Source organism: Pseudomonas fuscovaginae SE-1 (genome assembly GCF_000364705.1).
Classification (GTDB): Bacteria; Pseudomonadota; Gammaproteobacteria; order Pseudomonadales; family Pseudomonadaceae; genus Aquipseudomonas; species Aquipseudomonas fuscovaginae_A.
On record NZ_AQOH01000020.1, the window covers coordinates 1 to 21,345 of the forward strand.

At 64.7% G+C, this 21,345-nt stretch carries 24 protein-coding genes; 13 read left to right on the forward strand and 11 right to left on the reverse strand.

Annotated features, from left to right (window positions below; translation table 11 throughout):
- Window positions 1-210: 210 nt before the first annotated feature.
- The 6 genes from K675_RS0102815 to lptM are packed head-to-tail and all read right to left on the reverse strand — an operon-like array spanning window position 211 to window position 4,785.
- Complete coding sequence (locus K675_RS0102815) at window positions 211-912, reverse strand: HAD family hydrolase (RefSeq protein WP_017901990.1); 702 nt, start codon at window positions 910-912, stop codon at window positions 211-213.
- Window positions 909-1,808, reverse strand: coding sequence for a tyrosine recombinase XerC (gene xerC / locus K675_RS0102820; RefSeq protein ID WP_017901991.1), 900 nt, complete (start codon window positions 1,806-1,808; stop codon window positions 909-911). Before xerC ends, K675_RS0102815 begins: the two co-directional genes overlap by 4 nt.
- Before the next feature lie 2 nt (window positions 1,809-1,810).
- Entirely contained in the window at window positions 1,811-2,515 is a 705-nt protein-coding gene (locus K675_RS0102825; protein WP_017901992.1) for a DUF484 family protein, read from the reverse strand.
- A 13-nt stretch (window positions 2,516-2,528) separates the two neighbouring features.
- Window positions 2,529-3,359 (reverse strand): diaminopimelate epimerase, encoded by an 831-nt coding sequence (dapF, locus tag K675_RS0102830; RefSeq protein ID WP_017901993.1) that lies wholly within the window; start codon window positions 3,357-3,359, stop codon window positions 2,529-2,531.
- A 4-nt stretch (window positions 3,360-3,363) separates the two neighbouring features.
- Entirely contained in the window at window positions 3,364-4,611 is a 1,248-nt protein-coding gene (gene lysA / locus K675_RS0102835) for a diaminopimelate decarboxylase (RefSeq protein ID WP_017901994.1), read from the reverse strand.
- Window positions 4,612-4,620: 9 nt separating this feature from the next.
- Window positions 4,621-4,785 carry an LPS translocon maturation chaperone LptM gene (gene lptM / locus K675_RS32020; RefSeq protein WP_017901995.1) on the reverse strand — a complete coding sequence of 55 codons (165 nt, stop codon included), beginning with the start codon at window positions 4,783-4,785 and terminating at the stop codon, window positions 4,621-4,623.
- 200 nt (window positions 4,786-4,985) lie between these two features.
- On the opposite strand from lptM, the gene cyaY reads away from it, so the two are divergent.
- The 3 genes from cyaY to rnk all read left to right on the forward strand — a co-directional run bounded on the left by cyaY (window position 4,986) and on the right by rnk (window position 6,216).
- Window positions 4,986-5,318, forward strand: a complete 333-nt coding sequence (gene cyaY, locus K675_RS0102845) for an iron donor protein CyaY (RefSeq protein WP_017901996.1) — start codon at window positions 4,986-4,988, stop codon at window positions 5,316-5,318.
- 2 nt (window positions 5,319-5,320) lie between these two features.
- Window positions 5,321-5,542 (forward strand): DUF1289 domain-containing protein, encoded by a 222-nt coding sequence (locus K675_RS32025; RefSeq protein ID WP_425475315.1) that lies wholly within the window; start codon window positions 5,321-5,323, stop codon window positions 5,540-5,542.
- A 260-nt stretch (window positions 5,543-5,802) separates the two neighbouring features.
- A complete protein-coding gene (gene rnk, locus K675_RS0102850) occupies window positions 5,803-6,216 on the forward strand; it encodes a nucleoside diphosphate kinase regulator (protein ID WP_017901997.1) in 414 nt (137 codons plus the stop codon).
- Between the two features lie 6 nt (window positions 6,217-6,222).
- On the opposite strand, the gene K675_RS0102855 is transcribed toward rnk, so the two are convergent.
- The 3 genes from K675_RS0102855 to K675_RS0102865 form a co-directional block, all read right to left on the reverse strand.
- Window positions 6,223-9,066, reverse strand: coding sequence for a class I adenylate cyclase (locus tag K675_RS0102855; protein ID WP_017901998.1), 2,844 nt, complete (start codon window positions 9,064-9,066; stop codon window positions 6,223-6,225).
- A 158-nt stretch (window positions 9,067-9,224) separates the two neighbouring features.
- A complete protein-coding gene (locus K675_RS0102860; protein WP_017901999.1) occupies window positions 9,225-9,470 on the reverse strand; it encodes a TIGR02647 family protein in 246 nt (81 codons plus the stop codon).
- Window positions 9,471-9,713: 243 nt separating this feature from the next.
- The gene (locus K675_RS0102865) at window positions 9,714-9,998 is read right to left on the reverse strand and encodes a hypothetical protein (RefSeq protein WP_017902000.1); all 285 of its coding nucleotides are present in this window, start codon (window positions 9,996-9,998) and stop codon (window positions 9,714-9,716) included.
- Window positions 9,999-10,123: 125 nt separating this feature from the next.
- On the opposite strand from K675_RS0102865, the gene K675_RS0102870 reads away from it, so the two are divergent.
- Window positions 10,124-10,783 (forward strand): glutathione S-transferase, encoded by a 660-nt coding sequence (locus tag K675_RS0102870; RefSeq protein WP_017902001.1) that lies wholly within the window; start codon window positions 10,124-10,126, stop codon window positions 10,781-10,783.
- Between the two features lie 221 nt (window positions 10,784-11,004).
- Here the strand turns inward: K675_RS0102870 and argH are convergent, their stop codons facing one another.
- A complete protein-coding gene (argH, locus tag K675_RS0102875) occupies window positions 11,005-12,399 on the reverse strand; it encodes an argininosuccinate lyase (RefSeq protein WP_026144866.1) in 1,395 nt (464 codons plus the stop codon).
- Window positions 12,400-12,561: 162 nt separating this feature from the next.
- Here argH and K675_RS0102880 point away from each other — a divergent pair, with 162 nt between their 5' ends.
- From K675_RS0102880 to K675_RS0102915, 8 genes are all read left to right on the forward strand, one after another.
- A complete protein-coding gene (locus K675_RS0102880; protein WP_017902003.1) occupies window positions 12,562-13,641 on the forward strand; it encodes a sensor histidine kinase in 1,080 nt (359 codons plus the stop codon).
- Window positions 13,638-14,384, forward strand: coding sequence for a LytR/AlgR family response regulator transcription factor (locus K675_RS0102885; protein WP_017902004.1), 747 nt, complete (start codon window positions 13,638-13,640; stop codon window positions 14,382-14,384). The genes K675_RS0102880 and K675_RS0102885 overlap by 4 nt, the downstream gene beginning before the upstream one ends.
- 138 nt (window positions 14,385-14,522) lie before the next feature.
- A complete protein-coding gene (gene hemC / locus K675_RS0102890; protein ID WP_017902005.1) occupies window positions 14,523-15,464 on the forward strand; it encodes a hydroxymethylbilane synthase in 942 nt (313 codons plus the stop codon).
- On the forward strand, window positions 15,461-16,228 hold the full coding sequence (locus K675_RS0102895) for a uroporphyrinogen-III synthase (protein ID WP_017902006.1): 768 nt from the start codon (window positions 15,461-15,463) through the stop codon (window positions 16,226-16,228). Before hemC ends, K675_RS0102895 begins: the two co-directional genes overlap by 4 nt.
- A gap of 17 nt (window positions 16,229-16,245) precedes the next feature.
- Complete coding sequence (locus K675_RS0102900; RefSeq protein WP_017902007.1) at window positions 16,246-17,373, forward strand: uroporphyrinogen-III C-methyltransferase; 1,128 nt, start codon at window positions 16,246-16,248, stop codon at window positions 17,371-17,373.
- Complete coding sequence (locus K675_RS0102905; RefSeq protein ID WP_017902008.1) at window positions 17,370-18,608, forward strand: heme biosynthesis protein HemY; 1,239 nt, start codon at window positions 17,370-17,372, stop codon at window positions 18,606-18,608. The genes K675_RS0102900 and K675_RS0102905 overlap by 4 nt, the downstream gene beginning before the upstream one ends.
- A 226-nt stretch (window positions 18,609-18,834) precedes the next feature.
- On the forward strand, window positions 18,835-19,359 hold the full coding sequence (locus K675_RS0102910; protein ID WP_017902009.1) for a disulfide bond formation protein B: 525 nt from the start codon (window positions 18,835-18,837) through the stop codon (window positions 19,357-19,359).
- 183 nt (window positions 19,360-19,542) lie between these two features.
- Window positions 19,543-20,001, forward strand: a complete 459-nt coding sequence (locus tag K675_RS0102915; RefSeq protein ID WP_017902010.1) for an Rsd/AlgQ family anti-sigma factor — start codon at window positions 19,543-19,545, stop codon at window positions 19,999-20,001.
- A gap of 63 nt (window positions 20,002-20,064) precedes the next feature.
- On the opposite strand, the gene K675_RS0102920 is transcribed toward K675_RS0102915, so the two are convergent.
- Window positions 20,065-20,730, reverse strand: coding sequence for an FKBP-type peptidyl-prolyl cis-trans isomerase (locus K675_RS0102920; RefSeq protein WP_026144867.1), 666 nt, complete (start codon window positions 20,728-20,730; stop codon window positions 20,065-20,067).
- Window positions 20,731-20,922: 192 nt separating this feature from the next.
- Here K675_RS0102920 and K675_RS0102925 point away from each other — a divergent pair.
- On the forward strand, window positions 20,923-21,345 hold a 423-nt coding region (locus K675_RS0102925), incomplete at its 3' end, for an AlgP family protein (RefSeq protein WP_017902012.1).

Sequence of the window (21,345 nt, forward strand, 5' to 3'; positions counted from 1 at the left end):
AGCTGAGGCTAGAGCAGAAGCTGAGGCTAGAGCAGAAGCTGAGGTTAGGGCAAAAACTGTGGCGAGGGGGCTTGCCCCCGCTCGGCTGCAGAGCAGCCGCAGAACCTGAATAGGCGATGTACCTGAAAACTCGAGTCAGCCGGGCTTGGGGCCGCTCTGCGACCCAGCGGGGGCAAGCCCCCTCGCCACAAGAGGTGTGGTGCTGTCTGGCTAGGTGTTCCAGGTGGCCAGCAGCGCGGGCAGTTCGGTGAGGCTGCGAATCTCGGCATCCGGGCGGCGCTCGGCTTCCCAGGCCTTGCCCATGGGGTTGTACCAGACCGCCCGCAGACCCGCCTGCTGGGCGCCGGCGATGTCGTCGCCGGGGTGGTCGCCGATGTGCACCGCGGCACTGGCCGGGATGTTGCCGCCGCGTGCCAGGGCTTCGTGGAACAGCCGCGAGTCCGGCTTGGCGATGCCGATGTCCTCGGCGCACAGCGCAAAGCGGAAGTAATCGGCCAGGCCCAGGCGGCGCACGTCGGCATTGCCGTTGGTGACCACGCCGAGGGCGAAGCGGCGGCCAAGGGCTTGCAGGGTCGGCTCGACCTCGGGGAACACGTCGATCTGGTGTCGGGCGTGGATGAACACCTCGAACGCCTCGTCGGCCAGCACGCTGGCCTGCGCCTGTGGATAACCGGCTTCCACCAGGGCATGGAACAGCACCCGGCGGCGCAGGGCGCTGATGCGGTGCCTGAGCGTCGGCTCGCTGAGCAGCACCCGTTCACGAATCGCCCACAGATGCTCGATCGGGATGCCGCCGAGATCCGGCGCATGGCTGGCCAGCCACTCACGCAGCACGTTCTCCGCGCTGTGGATCACGGGGGCGGTGTCCCACAGGGTGTCGTCGAGGTCGAAGGTGACCAGCTCAATCGTCATGGCGAGGAATCCTTGCGGCGTTTGGCCCGGGGGTGGGCGCTGTCATAGACGGTGGCCAGGTGCTGGAAGTCCAGGTGGGTGTAGATCTGCGTGGTCTTGATGTCCGAATGGCCGAGCAGTTCCTGTACGCCGCGCAGGTCCTGGGACGACTCCAGCAGATGGCTGGCAAACGAATGGCGCAGCATGTGCGGGTGCAGGTTCTGCCCCAGTTCGCGTTCGCCGGCAGCCTTGACCCGCAACTGGATGGCCCGCGGGCCGAGGCGCCGGCCCTGCTGGCTGACGAACACCGCGTCATCCGCCGGGTTGCTCAGGGCGCGCAGCGGCAGCCAGGTCTGCAGGGCCTCCCGGGCCTTGCGACCGACTGGCAGCACGCGGGTCTTGCTGCCCTTGCCGTGGACCCGCACCAGGCCATCGGCCAGGTCCAACTGGTCGAGATTGAGGCTGGTCAGCTCCGCCAGGCGCAGCCCCGAGGAATAGAACAGTTCGAGGATCGCCTGGTCGCGCCGGGCAAGAAAATCGTCCTCCACGGCGCCGTCGAGCAACTGCTGGGCGCGGTCGGTGTCGAGGGTCTTGGGCAGTCGCCGTTCGCTCTTGGGCGGGGTCAGGCCGGTGGCCGGGTCGTGATCGCAGAGGCCTTCGCGATTGAGATACTGATACAACCCGCGCACCGCCGACAGCAGCCGCGCCAGGCTGCGCGAGGACTGCCCTTGTTGGTGCAGGCGGGCGATCAGTCGGCGCAGCCGCTGGATATCCAGGGCGGCCCAACTGCCGAGTTGTTCCTTCTCGCAGAAGGCCAGGACCTTGGTCAGGTCGCGGCGATAGGCCTCGAGGGTGTGCGGCGACACCTGACGCTCACTGCGCAGGTGCTCGCAGTAGGCGTCCAGCTGTCGTTCCATGACTAGCGTACCGAGCGCAGGGAATGGGTGAAGCGCGGGACGACACGCCCCAGGACTTCGGCGATGTAGCCGAGGAACAGGGTGCCGACCGAGCTCTTGTAGTGCTGCGGGTCGCGGCTGGCGATGGCGAGCACGCCATGCAGGCCCAAGTGGCTGATGGCGACCACGGCGGTGGAGCCGATCTGCTTGCGCTGCTCTTCGCCGAACAGGAAGTCCAGCTCATGCTCGCGCAGGCTGCCGCTGACGCTCTTGCCTTCCGAGAGCAGCCCGCCGATCGCCTGCTGGGCTTCGGCAGCACTGACCCAGCGGCCCACCGGCATGCTGTTGTCGCTGAACAGGATCAGGCTGACGAAGGGCACCTGGAAGTCCTGGCGCAGGCTGTCCTCGACGGCCATCACCAGGTCGTCGAGGCTGGCGGCGTCCATCAGGGCGAGGATCAGTCGGCGGGTCTTGTCGAAGAGCCGGTCGTTGTCGCGGGCGACGTCCATCAGTTGCGACAGCCGATGGCGCATCTCGATGTTGCGCTCGCGCAGGATCTTCATCTGCCGCTCGACCAGCGACACCGTGTCACCGCGCTGGTGCGGGATGCGCAGCGCCGGCAGCAGTTCCTCGTGGGCGACGAAGAAGTCCGGATGAGCCTCCAGGTAGGCGGCGACGGCGGCCGCCTCAAGGCTCTGTTCTGGCAGTTCGTGGGGCTGCTCGGTCATGACGTTCGCTCGCTTATAGACGCACTTGTCCTTCATACACCCGCACGGCCGGTCCGGTCATCAGCACCGGCTGGCCGACCCCTGCCCACTCGATGGACAGGCGTCCGCCGGGCAGGTCGATGGTCACCGGCGAATCCATCCAGCCCTGGTTGATGGCGGCCACCGCGGCGGCACAGGCGCCGGTCCCGCACGCCTGGGTTTCCCCGGCGCCGCGTTCCCAGACCCGCAGTTGCGCGCGGTGGCGGTCGATCACCTGGATGAAGCCGACGTTGACCCGGGCCGGGAAGCGCGGGTGGTGTTCGATTTTCGGTCCCAACTCATGGACGGGCGCCGCGTTGATATCGTTGACGCGCAGCACCGCATGGGGGTTGCCCATGGACACGGCGGCCAGCTCGACGCTGCGACCATCGACCTCGAGCGGGTAGCTCAGGGCCTGGGCCGGTGCCTGGAACGGAATGTCCGCCGGCACCAGGCGCGGGGCGCCCATGTCGACGCTGATCTGGCCATCCTGGCGGACGTCCAGCTCGATGATGCCGCTCTTGGTCTCGACACGGATCCGGCGCTTGGCGGTCAGGCGCTTGTCCAGCACGAAACGGGCGAAGCAGCGCGCGCCGTTGCCGCACTGTTCGACTTCCGAACCGTCGGAGTTGAAGATCCGGTAGCGGAAGTCCACATCGGGATTGCTCGGCGCCTCGACGATCAGCAACTGGTCGAAACCGATACCGGTGTGGCGGTCGCCCCACTGTTTGGCGTGTTTGGGCAGGATGTGCGCGTGCTGGCTGACCAGGTCGAGGACCATGAAGTCGTTGCCCAGGCCGTGCATCTTGGTAAAACGCAGCAGCATGGGTTCACTCCGGCAGCAGGCTTTCGCCGGCGTACAATTCGGCCAGCGTTTCGCGGCGGCGGATCTCGATCGCCTGCTCGCCATCCACCAGCACTTCGGCGGCGCGGCCGCGAGTGTTGTAGTTGGAGCTCATGACGAAACCGTAGGCGCCGGCCGAGTGTACGGCCAGCAGGTCGCCTTCCTCCAGCGCCAACTGACGGTCCTTGGCCAGGAAGTCGCCGGTTTCGCAGATCGGACCGACCACGTCGTAGGTGCGTGGTTGGGCATCCCGTGGGCGCACGGCGGTGACGTTCATCCAGGCCTGGTACAGCGACGGCCGGATCAGGTCGTTCATCGCCGCGTCGACAATGGCGAAATCCTTGTGTTCGGTGTGTTTGAGGTATTCGACCCGGGTCAGCAGCACGCCGGCATTGGCGACGATGAAGCGGCCGGGCTCGAACACCAGCGCCAGGTCGCGGCCGGCGGTGCGCTCGCGCACGGCCTTGATGTAGTCGGCCACCTGCGGCGGTTCCTCATCGCGATAGCGCACGCCGACGCCGCCACCGAGATCGATGTGCCGCAGATAGATGCCGCACTCGCCGAGGCGGTCGATCAGCGCCAGCAGGCGGTCGAGGGCGTCGAGGAACGGCTCCAGGCTGGTCAGTTGCGAACCGATGTGGCAATCGACGCCGAGCACTTCCAGGTTCGGCGACTGCGCGGCACGGACATAGGCCTCTTCGGCGTCGGCAATGGCGATGCCGAACTTGTTTTCCTTGAGACCGGTGGAAATGTACGGGTGAGTGCCGGCATCCACGTCCGGGTTGACCCGCAGCGAGACCGGCGCACGTACGCCCATTTCGGCGGCCACCTGTTGCAGGCGCTCCAGTTCCTCGGCGGATTCGACGTTGAAGCAGTGGACGCCGACTTCCAGGGCTCGGCGCATGTCCTCGCGGGTCTTGCCGACGCCGGAGAATACGATGCGGTCGGCGCGGCCGCCAGCGGCCAGCACACGCTCCAGTTCACCACGGGAAACGATGTCGAAGCCGGCGCCCAGGCGGGCCAGCAGGTTCAGCACGCCGAGGTTGGAGTTGGCCTTGACCGCGAAGCAGACCAGGTATGGCACGCCTTCGAGGGCGTCGGCATAGGCCCGATACTGCGCCTCGACATGCGCGCGGGAGTAGACGTAGGTGGGCGTGCCAAAGCGCTCGGCGATGGCGGACAAAGCCACACCTTCCGCGAACAGCTCGCCGTCGCGGTAGTTGAAAGCGTCCATGGTGATCCCTTACTCGTAGGTGTCGTGCTTGTGCGCCTTGCTTTGCGAAGACTTGGCCTGGTCGTTGGGATTCTGGTTGTCATCGGGGAGATACAACGGACCTTTTTGACCACAGGCAGAGACCAGGCAAGCGATCGCGAGGAGCGCAGCAAGGGAAGAGATCAGGCGCTTCATGGCGAAATCCTTTGTAAAAGCATTGATTGCGCCCGAGTATACCGGCCACCCGGCGGCTTGCCTATGCGAGCCGCCAGCCGGACCGTGGCGGGCCGATTGTTGATGTCTCGTCGCCCCGGGCTGGTTATGCTTTGCAAACGTCCGGCGGCGCCCGTATCTTCGCCCGCCTGGAGTAACAGGTATTTTTCGAGGTTCGCGCAATGAGTTTGACTGAAGCCCGTTTTCACGATCTGGTCGATAGCCTCCAGCAGAATCTGGAGGATGTGTTCGACGAGAGTGACCTGGATGTGGACCTGGAAAACTCCGCCGGGGTGTTGACCGTGAAGTTCGAGGGCGGCAGCCAGCTGATCTTCAGTCGCCAGGAGCCCCTGCGCCAGCTGTGGGTGGCCGCGCGCTCGGGTGGCTACCACTTCGACTATGACGAAGAGAACAGCCAGTGGGTCTGCGACAAGAGCGATGAGTTGCTCAGCGAGATCGTCGCCCGCGCGACCTGGGAACAGGCCGGCGTGAAGCTGGACTTCGACGAGATCTGATGGTGACGCAGCCAGCCGCTCCCGCCAGGCCGCCCAGGCCGTTGTACAGCAATGTCAGTCCGGCGGTGCCTTCGCCCTGTGTGAGCCTTTGCCGGCTCGACGAGCAGAAAATTTGTATCGGATGTTTTCGGCACGTCGAGGACATCCGCGAATGGCGCTCGGCGGACGACGAGCGGCGGCGGTTGATCTGCGCGCGGGCGCGGGCGCGCAAGGCCCAGGTCTGAAGGGCACTTGAATTGCCCTGTGGCATTGGGTGGGAGCCGGCTTGCTGGCGATTGCGATCTGACCTTCAGCCTCTTCGTCGCCTGATACACCGCCATCGCCAGCAAGCCGGCTCCTGCAGAGGCATCGCTCGGTGGCTTGTGTATTTACGCTGCTGTGGTAGTGTCCGGCTATGCCCCGCACTGACGTGGGGAATGAGAACCCCGCCTTTCGTGGCGGGGTTTTGCTTTTATCGTGCAGAAAAAAGGAGTCTGCCTGGATCATGAGCACCGCACCTTCCATCATTCTCACCCGCCTTGACGTGCAGCGTCTGGAGCGTCTGATCGACAGCCTGGACGACTCGCTGCCGGGCGTCATCGCGTTGCAGGCCGAACTGGACCGCGCTGAAAGCGTCGTGGGTCACGAAGAGGTGCCGGCCGGTGTCGTGACCATGAACTCCCGGGTGCACTGCCGCGAGGAAGGCAGCGGCAAGGACTACCGCCTGACGCTGGTCTATCCGCAGGACGCCAATGCCGACGAGGGCAAGATCTCGATTCTCGCGCCGGTCGGCAGTGCCTTGCTCGGCCTGCAGGTCGGCCAGCACATCAATTGGCCGGCGCCGGGTGGCAAGACCCTGAAGCTGGCGCTGCTCGAGGTCGAGTACCAGCCGGAAGCCGCCGGCGACTATCACCTCTGATCGGCTTCAGACCAGATCCAGTGCGATGTTCAGCGAGTTTTCCAGCTCGGCCTTGTAGCGCAGGTGCAGGTTGGTCGAGCCCGTCCCCTCGCCGACCAGGCCGCTGAGATCCAGGTCGGTGATATAGCAGCGGTAGCGCTCGACCTCGCGACGCTGGCCGACGATTTCCTGGGCGACCGCGCTATACAGCTGGTTGCCGTACTCCAGTTCGGAAAACTCCCGCTGGTTGCAGTACAGGGTGACCTGGACCTCGTCCTGGCCGGTCTTGCCGACGATGGCCTGGACGTCGTAGAACGGCTTGTTGACCGCGGTCTGCGGCGCCGGCCGGGCCTCGACCCGGCGTGCCCGGCCCGGGGCCGAAGGCAGCAACTGATGGTACAGCACTTCCAGGGCCCGACTGGATGCCGAGTCCATCGGCATCAGGGCTTCGCGCCGGTAGAGGATCGACTGCAGGAAGCGTTGCAGCGGCACCAGCAGGCTCTGTTCGTCGTGGAACGGCAGGCGCTGCGACCACAAGGCATTGAACTCATCCAGGACATACAGCTCGGCCTGGTCTTCGTTGATCCGGTAGAACACCTGTACGCACTCGGGCTGACCCATCGGCAGGATCAGCGCCAGGTCGTGTTCTTCCATGGCGCGCAGGTCCAGGTGCAGCGGGCTGTAGGCCGACAGGTCGGTGCCCAGGTAATCCAGCAGCATGGAAATGCTGTCCAAGGCTATGTGCTTGACGTGGCCGGGCACCAGCTCCAGCACGTGGTAATGCTGCTGGACCTGCACCAGATAACGGTGGTTGAGGTTGCCAAGCAGCAGTTCCTGGGTGGTGTTGAACACTTCCTCGACCCGCTGGGCGATAAACTGCGCACGGTTGTGGCAGAAGCAGCGCACCTGCAGCCGCGGCATGTCGCGGCCCAGGGGCAGGTTGTTGAGGTAGTCGCGCACGCAGTCGAGCAGGGCATGCGAGCCGTCGTAGCGGTTGATCAGCACCTCGTTCCAGCTGTTGAGGGTGACCTGGTCGAGAGTCAACACCAGGTTTTCCCGGACCCCGGCATAACTCAGGGAGTCGGTACGCTCGGTGGTCATCAGGATATTCAGGTCGCGGTGGTGCTTGAGCGGGTCGACTCCGACGTTGATCAGGATCAGCACCTCGCTGGGGATGCTGGCGCGCAGCAACCGTTCTTCGTCGACACTGTTCAGGGGCAGGGCGATCACCTGCTGCAGGCTGCCGAGCAGGTTGAACAGCTCGAATTCGGTCAGGTCGCTGCTGCCGGGGTGCAGGGCCAGGCGTGTGCTGCTGTCGATCACCCCGTTGCGATGGCACCAGGTGAGCAGTTCGAGCAGTTCGCGGCTGCGCTTGATCGGCGCGAAGTGCTCCCATTCCTGGGCCCCCAGGCTGCCGTTGTACAGGCCCCAGTGGGTCTGCCCCGGCTCCTTGCGGTTGGGCGACTGGACCAGGGTGAGGGTGTCCTCGGCCATGTCCGGGGCGATCCCGGGGTTGATGAACTCGATCTTGCCGGCCTTGCGCTCGAAGGCCGCGTAGAGCCGGCGGCCTAGCACGTTGAGGTCGCGCTTGTTGATCAGGCTGACCGCCTGCTCGGTGCGGGCGAACTGGGTCAGGAAGCGATAGCTGTAGTTCAGTTCATTGACCAGCGCGCGGCGTTCGGCGCTGACCTGGCGGACTTTCCACTGGCTGCGGCTGTCGAGCAGGGTCAGTTGCCGGCGGTCCCAGCCCCACTCGCCGGCCAGGCGGACCAGCAGCAGGCGCTGCCAGCTGCTGTTGCGGGTGTTGCCGCCGGTGAGCTTGCGGTTGACCTTGAGGTACAGGCTGCGCCGCACCAGTTCCAGGCGTTCCGGTTCGTTGCGCGCCTTGAGGTATTCCTCGATCCGCCGGTAGACCACGATATAGGGGTCCAGCTCGTCCAGGTCCAGACGGTTGGCGAACACCGCCTGCTTGAAGCGCAGGCTCAGGCATTCGACCTGTGGGTGCTCGCTGGCATAGACCTCGGTCAGCAGCAGCTTGAGCACCGACTTGTAGGGGGATTCGATGCCCTTGAACAGTTGCCAGAGTCCGGCGCCGATGAATTCTCCCGGCGGTATGTGCGCCAGATGGCCGAGGTCCAGGCACTCGTCGGCGCGGATGAAACGTTTGGACAGCAGCGTATGGGTGTACTGGTCATAGCGCGACTCTTCGTACACCGGCACCAGCCACCACAGCGGCGTGCGCCCGGCGAGCCAGATGGCGGTGCGGTAGAACTCGTCCAGCAGCAGGTAATGCTGGGTGGTGCCGCAGTCTTCCGAGCTCAGTTGCGCGTCGCGCTCGCCGCGGACGAAGCGGGCCGGATCGATCAGGAAGAAGTGCGCCTCGGCGCCCTGGCTGGCCGCCCAGGCTTCGAGCAACTGGCATTTCTTGCGCAGTTCGGCCAGCTCACCCTGGCTCAGGTCGCTGGCGTGGCAGACCCAGAAATCCATGTCGCTCTGGTCGGCCTGGGCCAGGGTGCCCAGGCTGCCCATCAGGAACAGACCGTGGATCGGGCGTGGCAGGCTGGCCGGGCGAGTCTTGTAGGAGAAGGAGCGGGTCAGGCGCTGGGCCTCGACCAGGGCCGCATCGTTCGGTTCGTAGTTCGACAGGCCGGCCGGCGTGCTGCCCGAGACGTAGCCGGGCAACAGCGGATGATTGACGTGGAAGAACAGCGGCAGCACGTTCAGCACCACCTGCTGACGCGGTGACAGGCCTTCGATGGCGCGCTCCAGTCGACCCTGGTTGAGCTTCAGGAAGCGCGAGCGCAGTTGGTTGAGCACCTGGCGGTCGATGCCCTCGTCCAGGTTAGGGCGTATTTCGTGGGTGCGCGTCATCGGGTTGCGGCGCTCGGTAGTAGGAAATATCTGAAAGACGGCAGTTTACAGGCTAAGCAGGCCCCGCTTTAAGCTGAATTTGTCGATGGGTTTCAGATGGCCGGGTCACGAGCCTGCGCGGTCCGCGCAGAGGCGGAGCCGCGGGGCGCGCTGTGGGTTCAGGCGGCTTCCCTGACGCTCAGGATGGTCAGCAGGCCCTGGGCATGCTCGGCGGCATCACGACCCAGGCTGGTCAGGTAGCCCCCATCGACCTGGGTGATCAGCTCCTTGTCGAACAGGCGTTTGGCAGCGGCGATGGCGGAAGGGGCGGCGGTCTGATGAATTTTCAGGCCCTCCTGGGAGCTTCCCAGGTTGAACAGTGCAAGGATTTCCAGTTCGGCAACCAGCTCAGGGGTATACGACATAAGGACTCCAGACTTTCAGGAATTATTATCGGGCGACGCACCACTAAGGTGATCCCACTTGCCCGGGCTGTCCAGTGCCGAGGCGTTTTCAGTGTAGACGGGGTGGGGATTGGTTGCCTTGCCGGGCCTGTTTCGCGGGCAAGCCACGCTCCTACAGGTTCGTGTCGAACACAAGATTGGCGTTCGGCTCTGTCCTTTAGGAGCGTGGTTTGCTCGCCAATGGCCGTCGAAAATCCCTGGGGCTCAGTCCTTTTCGGGTGGCAACTCTGGCAAGGCGCGCAGGGCTGTTTCGTACCACTCGCTGTCGAACGGGCGATCGTCGTCGAGCATTGCATCGATCTCCACTGCCAGCACATGGGCCATCAGGTTGAGGATCTCGTCACGCTCGTAGCCGACCAGGGTCAACTTGTTGAAGATGGCCTTGGCGGCTGGCGGGTTGCCGCTTTCGATCTGGTTCTCGATGGCCTGGGTCAGGGTGGTTTCGGCGAACGCTTCGTCGTCGTTGTCGATATCGCTTGGCTCGCTCATGGCAGGCTCCTCTGGGAAAGGTCTTCAGTCTACCCGGATTGGCCGGGGTGGTGCTGCTGGTCAATTTTTGTCCGGTGCACTATAAATGCCTGCGCCAACCCCCCGCACGGCCTGGAGGCTCTGTGATGCTCAAGCTCTATGGATTTTCGGTCAGCAACTACTACAACATGGTCAAGCTGGCCCTGCTCGAAAAAGGATTGCCTTTCGAGGAGGTCGCCTTCTACCCCGGGCAGACCCCGGAAACGCTGGTGATCAGCCCGCGTGGGAAGGTTCCGGTGCTGGGTGTGGAACAGGGTTACATCAACGAAACCACGGTCATTCTCGAATACCTCGAAGACACGCAGGGCGGCAAGCCGTTGCTGCCTGCCGAGCCATTCCAGCGCGCCCAGGTCCTGGCGCTGGCCAAGGAGATCGAGTTGTATATCGAACTGCCGGCGCGGGCCTGCTTTGCCGAGGCGTTCTTCGGCACGCCAGTGCCGGAGGCAATCAAGGAAAAGACCCGTGGGGAATTGCTGCTCGGGTTTGCCACGCTCAAGCGCCATGGCCAGTTCGCGCCCTATGTGGCGGGCAGCGAATTCACTGTGGCGGACCTGTATTTCCTCTACAGCGTCGATCTGGCCTGTGCGGTGGGCGGCAAGCTGTTCGGCATCGACCTGCTGGCCGACATGCCGCGGGCGAAGGCGTTGCTGGAGCGGTTGCAGCAGGGCGAGCACGCCAGGCGGATCGCGGCGGACAAGGAGGCGGCGATGCCGGCGTTCCTGGCGATGATTGCGGCGAAGAAGTAGCCGTGCAGTTTACCGGCTGAAGAGCCTTGCCCGGCTACTTGTGGTGAGCGGGCTTGCCCGCGCTGGGGCGCACAGCGGCCCCAACCCCGGCGAATGCATTTTTCCTGAACATCCACGATTGCAGGAATTGGGGCTGCCGCGCAGCCCAACGCGGGCAAGCCCGCTCGCCACGGATGGGCTCGGCATTAAAAGGCCTGTGTCGCCACAGGCCCTGAGGCGTTTCAGCGGCTGGCGAGCAGCGCCTGGCCGCGGGCGACCGCGGCCTTCACCTGGGCCGGGGCGGTGCCGCCGATGTGGTCGCGGGCATTCACCGAACCTTCCAGGGTCAGCACGGCGAACACGTCCTGCTCGATCTGGTCGCTGAACCGGCGCAGTTCTTCCAGGCTCATTTCCGCCAGGTCCTTGCCGGTTTCCACGCCGTACTTCACCGCATGGCCGACGATTTCGTGGCAGTCACGGAACGGCAGGCCGCGGCGTACCAGGTAGTCCGCCAGGTCGGTGGCGGTGGAGAAGCCGCGCAGGGCCGCTTCGCGCATCACCGCGTGGCGTGGCTTGATCGCCGGGATCATGTCGGCGAACGCCCGCAGCGAGTCGCGCAGGGTGTCGGCGGCGTCGAACAGCGGCTCCTTGTCTTCCTGGTTGTCCTTGTTGTAGGCCAGTGGCTGGCCCTTCATCAGGGTCAGCAGGCCGGTCAGGGAGCCGAACACCCGTCCGGTCTTGCCGCGAACCAGTTCCGGCACGTCGGGGTTCTTCTTTTGCGGCATGATCGAACTGCCGGTGCAGAAGCGGTCCGGCAGGTCGATGAACTGGAACTGCGCGCTGGTCCACAGCACCAGCTCCTCGGAGAAGCGCGACAGGTGCATCATCGCGATGCTGGCCGCCGAGCAGAATTCGATGGCGAAGTCGCGGTCCGAGACGTTGTCCAGGGAGTTGCCACCGACGGCCTCGAAGCCCAGCAACTGCGCGGTGTACTCGCGGTCGATCGGGTAGGTGGTGCCGGCCAGCGCGGCGCTGCCCAGGGGCATGCGGTTGGTGCGCTTGCGGCAGTCGACCAGACGCTCGTAGTCACGGCTGAGCATTTCGAACCAGGCCAGCAGGTGGTGGCCGAAGGTCACCGGCTGGGCGGTCTGCAGGTGGGTGAAGCCGGGCATGATGGTCTCGGCTTCACGCTCGGCCTGTTCCAGCAGGCCTTTCTGCAGGCGGGTGATTTGCGCCAGGATCAGGTCGATCTCGTCACGCAGCCACAGGCGGATGTCGGTGGCGACCTGGTCGTTGCGGCTACGCCCGGTGTGCAGCTTCTTGCCGGTGATGCCGATGCGGTCGGTCAGGCGCGCCTCGATGTTCATGTGCACGTCTTCCAGGTCCACGCGCCAGTCGAAGTGGCCGGCCTCGATCTCGCCCTGGATGGTGGTCAGCCCGTCAATGATGCTGTCGCGCTCGGCATCGGTCAGCACGCCGACCTTGGCCAGCATCGTCGCGTGGGCGATCGAGCCCATGATGTCGTGGCGGTAGAGGCGCTGGTCGAACGTGACGGAGGCGGTGAAGCGGGCGACGAAGGCGTCGACCGGCTCGCTGAAACGGCCGCCCCAGGACTGGTTGGTCTTGTCGGTGCTCATGGATTCGCTCGTGATCTGCTGAAGATGGATTGCCGGAAATAAAGTGTTGCCGATCATAGCAGGGTTGCTCCGGCTGGGGCTGACGCCGGTCGCGCGACTTTTATTTCGACCGAATCGGTCGCATGGCTTGTCGTCGACAGCACAGACGTCGACACTGGGGGCATGCCAACCTCACGAACGAACACCGGGCGTGATGCGCCCGCGACACCGGAATTCTTCCTGCCGCAGCTTTGCCTGCCCGAAGCGCTGCTGGTGCTGGTGGTATTGGCCGAGCTGCTGGTGATGGTGCTGGTGCTCAGCGAACCGATGCCTGGCGGCTTCGACTGGGTGCGCCTGGCCCTGACATCGTTGTATGTGCAGTGGATCGTGCTGCTCTCGGCGGCCGTGCTGTGCGCCACCCGGGCCTGGCTGGCGCGCCTGCGCCCCGGTGTGGCGGGGGGGGTGTGCTGCCTGTTGGTGGTCGGGCTGACACTGGCCTGCACCGCGCTCACCGAATACTTTTCCCTCGTCGCCACCCAGGTCGACAGCGGCAGCCCCGGCCGTTATCTGCGCCATGCGCTGATCAGTCTCATCATGTCGGTGCTGCTGCTGCGCTACTTTTACCTGCAGAGTCAGTGGCGGCGCCAGCAGCAGGCGGAGTTGCAGGCCCGGCTGGAGGCCTTGCAGGCGCGGATCCGTCCGCACTTCCTGTTCAACAGCCTGAACAGCATCGCCAGCCTGGTGGCGAGCGACCCACGTCAGGCCGAGCAGGCGGTGCTGGACCTGTCCGATCTGTTCCGGGCCAGCCTGGCCAACCCGGGAAACCTGGTGACCTGGCGCGAAGAACTGGAATTGGCGCAACGATATTTGTCGATCGAACGCTATCGTCTCGGCAACCGTCTACAGTTGGACTGGAGGGTCGGCACAATTCCGGAGGATCTGCCGATCCCGCAACTGACCTTGCAACCTTTGCTGGAAAACGCTCTGATCCATGGCATCGCTCCGCGTGTCGATGGCGGGGTGGTCAGGGTCGAAGCCGACTATAGAGAGGGAGAGTTCGTATTGTGTATCAGCAATCCCTATGACGCCGCCGTGCAGCAGGCGTCCAACGGTACTCACCTGGCACTGGTGAACATTGGTGCCCGACTTGCGGCACTTTTTGGGCCTCGCGCTAGTCTTAGCGTGGACCGCCGTGACGGCCGTCACTTCACCTGTCTACGCTATCCTTGTGCGAGACTCACTCAGGAATCCAGCGCAATATGAATGTCCTGATCGTTGATGACGAACCCCTGGCCCGCGAACGCCTGACCCGTCTGGTCGGCGAACTCGAGGGTTACAGTGTATTGGAGCCCAGCGCCACCAATGGCGAGGAGGCATTGGCCCTGATCGACAGCCTCAAGCCGGATATCGTCCTGCTTGACATCCGCATGCCCGGCCTCGATGGCCTGCAGGTGGCTGCGCGCCTGTGCGAGCGCGAAACGCCACCCGCGGTGGTGTTCTGCACCGCCCACGACGAGTTCGCCCTGGAGGCCTTCCAGGTCAGTGCCGTGGGCTATCTGGTCAAGCCGGTACGCCCCGAACACCTGCTCGAGGCCCTGAAGAAGGCCGAGCGGCCCAACCGCGTGCAACTGGCCGCGTTGACCCGGCCGGCGGCGGAAAGCGGCAACGGGCCACGCAGCCACATCAGCGCACGGACCCGCAAGGGCATCGAACTGATCCCCATCGGCCAGGTGATCTACTTCATCGCTGACCACAAGTACGTGACCCTGCGCCATGAGGGTGGCGAGGTGCTCCTCGACGAGCCATTGAAGGCCCTGGAAGACGAGTTCGGCGAACGCTTCGTGCGTATCCACCGCAATGCGCTGGTGGCACGCGATCGCATCGAGCGTCTTCAGCGCACGCCCCTGGGACATTTCCAACTGTTCCTCAAGGGGCTCAACGGCGATGCGCTGATCGTCAGCCGACGGCATGTCGCCGGCGTGCGCAAGATGATGCAACAGCTTTAACCCGGGGCTTGCAACAGGCCCCGGGCCTCACCCGTCCGCTGTTCCAGGCCAGGGAGGCTGCGGACTTCCTGATACAAGTCAAAGCTGGCCGGGCCGAACTGTTATTATCTGCCGTATTTACTCAGTACGGACCGTTCCATGTCTTCTCGCGAAATCCGCATCGCTACCCGTAAGAGCGCGCTCGCCCTATGGCAGGCCGAATACGTCAAGGCCCGCCTGGAACAGGCTCACCCGGGATTGCAGGTGACCCTGGTGCCGATGGTCAGCCGCGGCGACAAGCTGCTCGACTCGCCCCTGTCGAAAATCGGCGGCAAGGGGCTGTTCGTCAAGGAGCTGGAAACCGCCTTGCTCGAGAACGAGGCGGATATCGCCGTGCACTCGATGAAGGATGTGCCGATGGACTTCCCCGAGGGTCTGGGCCTGTTCTGCATCTGCGAGCGTGAAGACCCCCGCGATGCCTTCGTCTCCAACACCTACGCCAGCCTTGAGGCCCTGCCGGCCGGCGCGGTGGTCGGCACGTCGAGCCTGCGGCGCCAGGCACAACTGCTGACCCGCCGGCCCGACCTGCAGATCCGCTTCCTGCGGGGCAACGTCAATACCCGCCTGGCCAAGCTCGATGCCGGCGAGTACGACGCGATCATCCTGGCGGCGGCGGGGCTGATCCGCCTCGGTTTCGAGGACCGCATCACTTCGGCCATCAGCGTCGAGGACAGCCTGCCGGCGGGCGGTCAGGGTGCCGTGGGGATCGAGTGTCGCAGTGCCGACAACGAGATCCATGCGTTGCTCGCGCCGCTGCATCATGCCGACACGGCCGTGCGGGTGACGGCCGAGCGGGCGCTGAACAAGCACCTCAATGGTGGCTGCCAGGTGCCGATCGCCTGTTATGCCGTACTCGAAGATGAACAGGTCTGGCTGCGCGGCCTGGTCGGCCAACCGGCCGGTGGCCTGTTGCTGGCCGCCGACGCCCGTGCGCCACAGGCGGACGCCGAAGCCCTTGGCGTACAGGTGGCCGAGGCGCTGCTGGTGCAGGGCGCCGACGCCATCCTCAAGGCGGTCTATGGCGAGGCCGACGACCAATGAGTGGCTGGCGTCTGCTGCTGACGCGGCCGGCGGACGAGTCGGCCGCGCTCTCGGCGACTCTGGCCGACGCCGGGATCTTCAGCAGCGCCCTGCCGTTGCTGGAGATCCAGCCGCTGGCCATCGAAGGCGCCGAACTGAGCAAAATCCTCGAACTGCCTTTCTATGCGGCGGCGATCGTCGTCAGCAAGCCGGCTGCGCGTCTGGGCCTCGAACTGGTCGATCGCTACTGGCCACAGCCGCCGATGCTGCACTGGTTTACCGTGGGGGCCGCGACCGCGGGCCTGCTCGACGACTACGGCCTGCGGGTGGACTACCCGGCCGAAGGCGATGACAGTGAAGCCTTGCTCGCGCTGCCGGCCCTGCAGGCGGCACTGGCCCAGCCCGAACCGCGGGTGCTGATCCTGCGGGGAGAGGGGGGGCGCGAGCTGCTGGCCGAGCGTTTACGCGCCCAAGGTGCTAGTGTCGACTATCTGGAATTGTACCGCCGCCTCCTGCCCGAGTACGCCGACGGTACCCTGACTCGGCAGATTCACGCGGAACGCCTGAACGGCCTGGTGGTCAGCAGTGGGCAGGGTTTTGAACACCTGCGGCAGGTGGCGGGGGCGAATTGGCCGGAAGTGGCCCGGTTGCCGTTGTTCGTTCCCAGCCCCCGGGTGGCGCAGATGGCTCGTGCCGCCGGGGCGGGACATGTTGTGGATTGTCGTGGTGCCAGCGCCACGGCCTTGCTGGCGGCGTTGCAGGAGCACCCTGGACCCGCTTTCTGAATGCAAAGGATGGACACGTGAGCGAAACAGCCTTGCCAAAAGAACAAGCTCAACCGGCGCCCGAGACGCCGGCCAAACCGCCGGCGGCGCCCGTCGAGCGCCGTGGCAACGGTCTGGCGATCTTCGCCCTGCTGCTCGGTGCTGCCGGTGCGGCAGCCGGTGGCTGGGGGATCTGGCAGGTGCGCAACCTGCAGGCCAATCACCAGCAGCAGAGTGGACAACTGCAGGAACTGGGCAACCAGGCGCAGTCGCTCAAGCTCAGTGAGCAGCAGTTGGCGACGCGCCTGGACCAGTTGCCGGCGGCCTCCGAACTGGAAGACCGGCGCCGCCTGGTGGCCCAGTTGCAGGGTGACCAGCAGCGGCTCAGCCAGCGCCTGGAAAGTGTGCTGGGGGCCAGCCGCAAGGACTGGCGCCTGGCCGAGGCCGAGCACCTGCTGCGCCTGGCCACGCTGCGCTTGTCCGCGTTGCAGGACGTGACCAGTGCCCTGGCCCTGGTGCAGGGTGCCGACGACATCCTGCGCGAGCAGAACGACCCCGGCTCGTTCGCCGCCCGTGAACAACTGGCCAAGAGCCTGGCTGCGCTGCGCAGCACCGAGCAGCCGGATCGTACCGGGCTGTTCCTGCAGTTGGGTGCCCTGCGTGACCAGGTCACCCAGCTCAACGAACTGGCCCCGGAATACCAGGACCGTGGCGACTCGCTGCTGGGCCTGACGTCCGATGGCGACGGCGCCAGCCGCTGGGCCCAGTGGTGGGAGGAAATCTCGCGCTACATTCGTATCGACTTCAACGCCAACAAGAACATCCGGCCGCTGCTGGCCGGGCAGAGCCTGACCCAGGTCCGCCTGGCCCTGAGCCTGGCCCTGGAGCAGGCGCAGTGGGCGGCACTGAACGGGCAGGCGGAGGTTTATACCCAGGCCCTGACCGAGGCCCGTGACGTATTGACCGGCAGCTTCAATCCGGACAACCCGCAGAGCAAGGCCATGGTCGAGCAACTTGCCGAATTGAGCCGCAAGTCGGTGACGGTGCCGACCCCCGACCTCGCCTCGAGCCTGAGTGCTGTCCAGGCCTACCTCGAGCGGCGGCACGTGGAAACCGAGACGCCGGTACGCGGCGACGCGAAGCCGGCGCAGGAGACCAGCCCATGAAGCGATTCATCGCCATCGCGCTGCTGGTCATCGCCGTTTCCGGCCTGGTGGGTTATGCGATCTACCGGCACGCCGGCTACGTACTGATCGCCTACGACAGCTTCCGTTACGAATCCAGCCTGTGGGCGTTCCTCGCCGTGCTGCTGGTGCTGTGGCTGGTCTACCGGCTGTTGAAGTTCCTGATCGGCCTGGTCACGACGTCCAGTTCCGCGGCCAATCCCTGGTCCCGGCGCAACCGCAGCCGGCGTGTCCAACTGGCCATCGAACAGGGCCAGATGGACCTCGCCGAAGGCCGCTGGGCCAGTGCCCAGAAGCATCTGCACCGGGCCGCCGAGGCTGAGCGCCAACCGCTGCTTTATTACCTCGGCGCGGCACGTGCGGCCAACGAGCAGGGCAAGTATGACGAATGCGACAACCTGCTGGAGCGAGCCCTGACGCGCCAGCCGCAGGCCGAACTGGCGATTGCCTTGAGTCATGCGCAGTTACAGGTTGACCGTGGCGATACCGACGGGGCCTTGGCTACCCTGCAGGCGATGCACGATCTGCATCCCCACAGCGTTCAGGTACTGCGGCAGTTGCAGCGTTTGCACCAGCAGCGTGGCGACTGGTCGGCGGTGGTTCGGCTGTTGCCGGCGTTGCGCAAGGACAAGGCACTGCCGCCAGCCGAACTGGCGGAACTGGAGCGACGGGCCTGGGGCGAGAACCTGAGCCTGGCGGTGCGCCGCGAGCAGGATGGTGAAGCCGGGCTGAAATCCCTGGAGCGGGCCTGGCAACAATTGTCCGCGGCCCAGCGCCAGGAGCCGCAACTGGTGCTGGCCTATGCCGAGCAACTGCGCCAGTTGGGGGCTGACGGTGAGGCCGAGGAGGCTCTGCGTACGGCGCTCAAGCGCCAGTACGACAGTCATCTGGCCCGGCTCTACGGCCTGCTGCGCGGGCGTGACCCGGTGCGCCAATTGCAGACCGCCGAGGGTTGGCTCAAGGAGCATTCGGGCGATGCCAGCCTGTTGCTGACCCTGGGTCGCCTGTGCCTGCAGAACAGCCTGTGGGGCAAGGCGCGTGACTACCTGGAGGCGAGCCTGCGGGTGCAACGCCATCCGGAGGCGTGTGCCGAGCTCGCCCGGTTGCTGGCCCAGTTGGGCGACACCGAGCGCAGCAACCAGCTGTTCCAGGAAGGTCTCGGCCTGCTGGATGAGCGTTTGCTCGCGCGGCCGCTGCCGGTTCCGGTCAACGCCTGATCGCCGCAAGGGACGGGTCGCCGGTGCTGGGCGACCCGTCCCGGATGCGCGGCCTATTTCCCTGTAATGCCTTGATACCGAAATCCTACTTGCTACGTAATGGTTTCATCGGACGTCTATCGGTAATTCCTTACAGGCTTGAGGAATTATCTGCGCTGGCTCGCCTTGAAAGGGCCGCGGCCTTTCCTCTACCGTAACTGCCTGTCTCTCCTGTTACGGAATAGCCATGTTCCTGGCCCGCTCACGTTCTCTGTTCTCCCTGGCCTTCCTGGCAGCGGCGCCGATCATGGCGGCTTCGTTGTACCTGGAGTATGGAGTCGGGCTGAAGCCTTGTTCGTTGTGCATGGTCCAGCGGCTGTTCCTCGCCGGCTTCTGCCTGGTCAGCCTGCTCGGGGCGTTGCACGGGCCGGCCCGCATCGGCTGTCGGGTGTATGGTGCGCTGGGGTTGTTGTTCGCCGTGGCCGGTGCGGCGACGGCAGCCCGCCAGGTCCTGCTGCAGCAGGTGCCGCCGGAGGAATTGATGATCTGCCAGCCCGGCCTGCATTGCCTGATGCAGCAAGGCTCGCTGTTGCAGGCGCTGCAGCTGATGTTCCGGGCCACCGCCGAGTGTGCGCAGATCCATTGGACACTGTTCGACCTGAGCATTCCCGAGTGGAGCCTGCTGGCCTTTGTCGGCATGAGTATCGTGGCGATCTACCAGATGATCGGTCCGGTTCTCGGAGGCCGTCGTGGTGTCTGGCGCGACCGGTAGTCGCCCCTGCGGATTAAACGCTTGTATGAACTTTCTCGTCTGCGTACCTTGAAGCAGGTGTCGTGCGGGCATAATCTGGCCCGCACGCATGCAACGCAAACAAGGTTGCCCTGTTTGGCCAAGTCAGGATACTCGGTGGCTACGAGGTGTCGGGCGGCATGACCCTGAAGGGAAGAAATCACCATGCTTGAAAGTTGTCAGAATGCCCAGGAACGCTGGGGCGGTGTGCACCTGCTGATTGATCGCTGGCTGCAGGATCGTCATGAACTCATAAAAGCCTATGATGCGCTCGGTGCCGAGCCCGGAGCCCTGGCGCACAGTCGCCAGCCATTGCAGGAGTTCTGTGGGGTCCTGGTGGACTATGTGTCGGCCGGACACTTCGAAATCTATGAACAGCTCACCAGCGAGGCCAAGGCCTTCGGCGATCAACGCGGGCTGAAGCTGGCCGATACCCTCTACCCACGTATCGATGTGATCACCGAAAAGCTGCTGGCCTTCAACGATCTGTGCGACGCCGGCAAGTGCGTGGCGGAGAAGTTCAAGGAGCTCGGTGGCCTGTTGCATGAGCGCTTCGAACTCGAGGACTGCCTGATCGAAGTGCTGCATAATGCACACAAGGAAGAAGCCGTCGCCCAGGCTTGAACGGTAATGGGCAGTCCCTCAAGACGGTGCGCATGGCGCACCGTTTTTCGTTTCAGGCCACCTTCAACTGGCGACGCCGAGCAGTTCGATATCGAACACCAGCGGGGTGTAGGGCGCGATCAGGTCGCCGGCACCGTCCGCACCATAGGCCTGGGCTGATGGCAGCACCAGGCGCCACTTGGCACCGACCTGCATCTGCGGCAAGGCGCTGCGCCAGCCATTGATCACGCTGTCCAGGCGAAACCACTGCGGCTGGTTGTTCTGGTCGAAGATCGTGCCATTGGGCAGGTGCCCCACATAGCGCACCTGTACCCGGCCATTGGCAGCCACTTTCTCGCCGGTACCCGGTGTCAGCTCGGTCACCAGGATGCCGTCGGCCAATTCGCGAACGCCTGGCTTGGCTTTCTCTTCGGCAAGGAATTTCTTCTCCGCTTCGAGGGCGACTTCGCTTTGCGGCTTGGCCGAATCTTCCGTGGCCTGAGCTTCATGCGCGGCGAGGATCTGTTCGATCCGTTCATTCGTCAGTGCCAGTGGCTTGCCCTGGTAGGCCTGTTGCAAACCCTCGACCAATGCCTTGAGCTGCAGGTCCGGCACCTCCTGACGCAGGCGTTCGCCGAGGCTGGCGCCGAGGCTGTAGGCGAGGTCATGGGCGTCGTCGGCTTTTTCCTCCGGTGCGCCGTGGGCCAGTGGCAGGACAAGACACAGCGACAACATTAGGTAACGCGACATGGCAACTCTCCGACCTGGGACCCGACGGATTATGCCAGTGCTGCAGGCCGGTTGTTGGTCTTGGCGAATGATCCCCGAGAACATTTTTTGCCGCATGCAACGTCGGCCCTTCGATACTGTCAACATGCCCTAGCGGCGGTAGTCAGAGAAGGTCTAGTATGAGCCGCACTCACGTCAGCCAGGAGGTAAACCATGTCGGCCACCCAGAAGCCTGTAAATACTCCGTTGCACCTGCTCCAACAACTGTCGGGCAGCCTGCTCGAGCATTTGGAAAACGCTTGTTCCCAAGCCTTGGCTGATGCTGAAAAACTGCTCGCCAAACTGGAAAAGCAACGCGGCAAGGCCCAGGAAAAACTGCACAAGTCCCGCACCAAATTGCAGGACGCCGCCACTGCCGGTAAAGCCAAGGCACAAGCCAAGGCCAAGGCTGCTGTCGGTGAGCTGGAAGAGCTGCTCGACAAGCTGAAAACCAGCCAGTCGGAAACCCGTGCCTACATCCTGCAACTCAAGCGCGATGCACAGGAAAGCCTGAAGCTGGCGCAAGGCGTTGGTCGTGTGAAAGAGGCCGTGACCAAGGCACTGTCGACCCGTGAAGCCAAGCCTGCCGCACCGGCC

Bases quoted from the DNA above. Each gene is read 5' to 3' on its own strand.
- K675_RS0102815 (WP_017901990.1), bottom strand. From the start codon at position 912: ATGACGATTGAGCTGGTCACCTTCGACCTCGACGACACCCTGTGGGAC.
- xerC (WP_017901991.1), bottom strand. From the start codon at position 1,808: ATGGAACGACAGCTGGACGCCTACTGCGAGCACCTGCGCAGTGAGCGT.
- K675_RS0102825 (WP_017901992.1), bottom strand. From the start codon at position 2,515: ATGACCGAGCAGCCCCACGAACTGCCAGAACAGAGCCTTGAGGCGGCC.
- dapF (WP_017901993.1), bottom strand. From the start codon at position 3,359: ATGCTGCTGCGTTTTACCAAGATGCACGGCCTGGGCAACGACTTCATG.
- lysA (WP_017901994.1), bottom strand. From the start codon at position 4,611: ATGGACGCTTTCAACTACCGCGACGGCGAGCTGTTCGCGGAAGGTGTG.
- lptM (WP_017901995.1), bottom strand. From the start codon at position 4,785: ATGAAGCGCCTGATCTCTTCCCTTGCTGCGCTCCTCGCGATCGCTTGC.
- cyaY (WP_017901996.1), top strand. From the start codon at position 4,986: ATGAGTTTGACTGAAGCCCGTTTTCACGATCTGGTCGATAGCCTCCAG.
- rnk (WP_017901997.1), top strand. From the start codon at position 5,803: ATGAGCACCGCACCTTCCATCATTCTCACCCGCCTTGACGTGCAGCGT.
- K675_RS0102855 (WP_017901998.1), bottom strand. From the start codon at position 9,066: ATGACGCGCACCCACGAAATACGCCCTAACCTGGACGAGGGCATCGAC.
- K675_RS0102860 (WP_017901999.1), bottom strand. From the start codon at position 9,470: ATGTCGTATACCCCTGAGCTGGTTGCCGAACTGGAAATCCTTGCACTG.
- K675_RS0102865 (WP_017902000.1), bottom strand. From the start codon at position 9,998: ATGAGCGAGCCAAGCGATATCGACAACGACGACGAAGCGTTCGCCGAA.
- K675_RS0102870 (WP_017902001.1), top strand. From the start codon at position 10,124: ATGCTCAAGCTCTATGGATTTTCGGTCAGCAACTACTACAACATGGTC.
- argH (WP_026144866.1), bottom strand. From the start codon at position 12,399: ATGAGCACCGACAAGACCAACCAGTCCTGGGGCGGCCGTTTCAGCGAG.
- K675_RS0102880 (WP_017902003.1), top strand. From the start codon at position 12,562: ATGCCAACCTCACGAACGAACACCGGGCGTGATGCGCCCGCGACACCG.
- K675_RS0102885 (WP_017902004.1), top strand. From the start codon at position 13,638: ATGAATGTCCTGATCGTTGATGACGAACCCCTGGCCCGCGAACGCCTG.
- hemC (WP_017902005.1), top strand. From the start codon at position 14,523: ATGTCTTCTCGCGAAATCCGCATCGCTACCCGTAAGAGCGCGCTCGCC.
- K675_RS0102895 (WP_017902006.1), top strand. From the start codon at position 15,461: ATGAGTGGCTGGCGTCTGCTGCTGACGCGGCCGGCGGACGAGTCGGCC.
- K675_RS0102905 (WP_017902008.1), top strand. From the start codon at position 17,370: ATGAAGCGATTCATCGCCATCGCGCTGCTGGTCATCGCCGTTTCCGGC.
- K675_RS0102910 (WP_017902009.1), top strand. From the start codon at position 18,835: ATGTTCCTGGCCCGCTCACGTTCTCTGTTCTCCCTGGCCTTCCTGGCA.
- K675_RS0102915 (WP_017902010.1), top strand. From the start codon at position 19,543: ATGCTTGAAAGTTGTCAGAATGCCCAGGAACGCTGGGGCGGTGTGCAC.
- K675_RS0102920 (WP_026144867.1), bottom strand. From the start codon at position 20,730: ATGTCGCGTTACCTAATGTTGTCGCTGTGTCTTGTCCTGCCACTGGCC.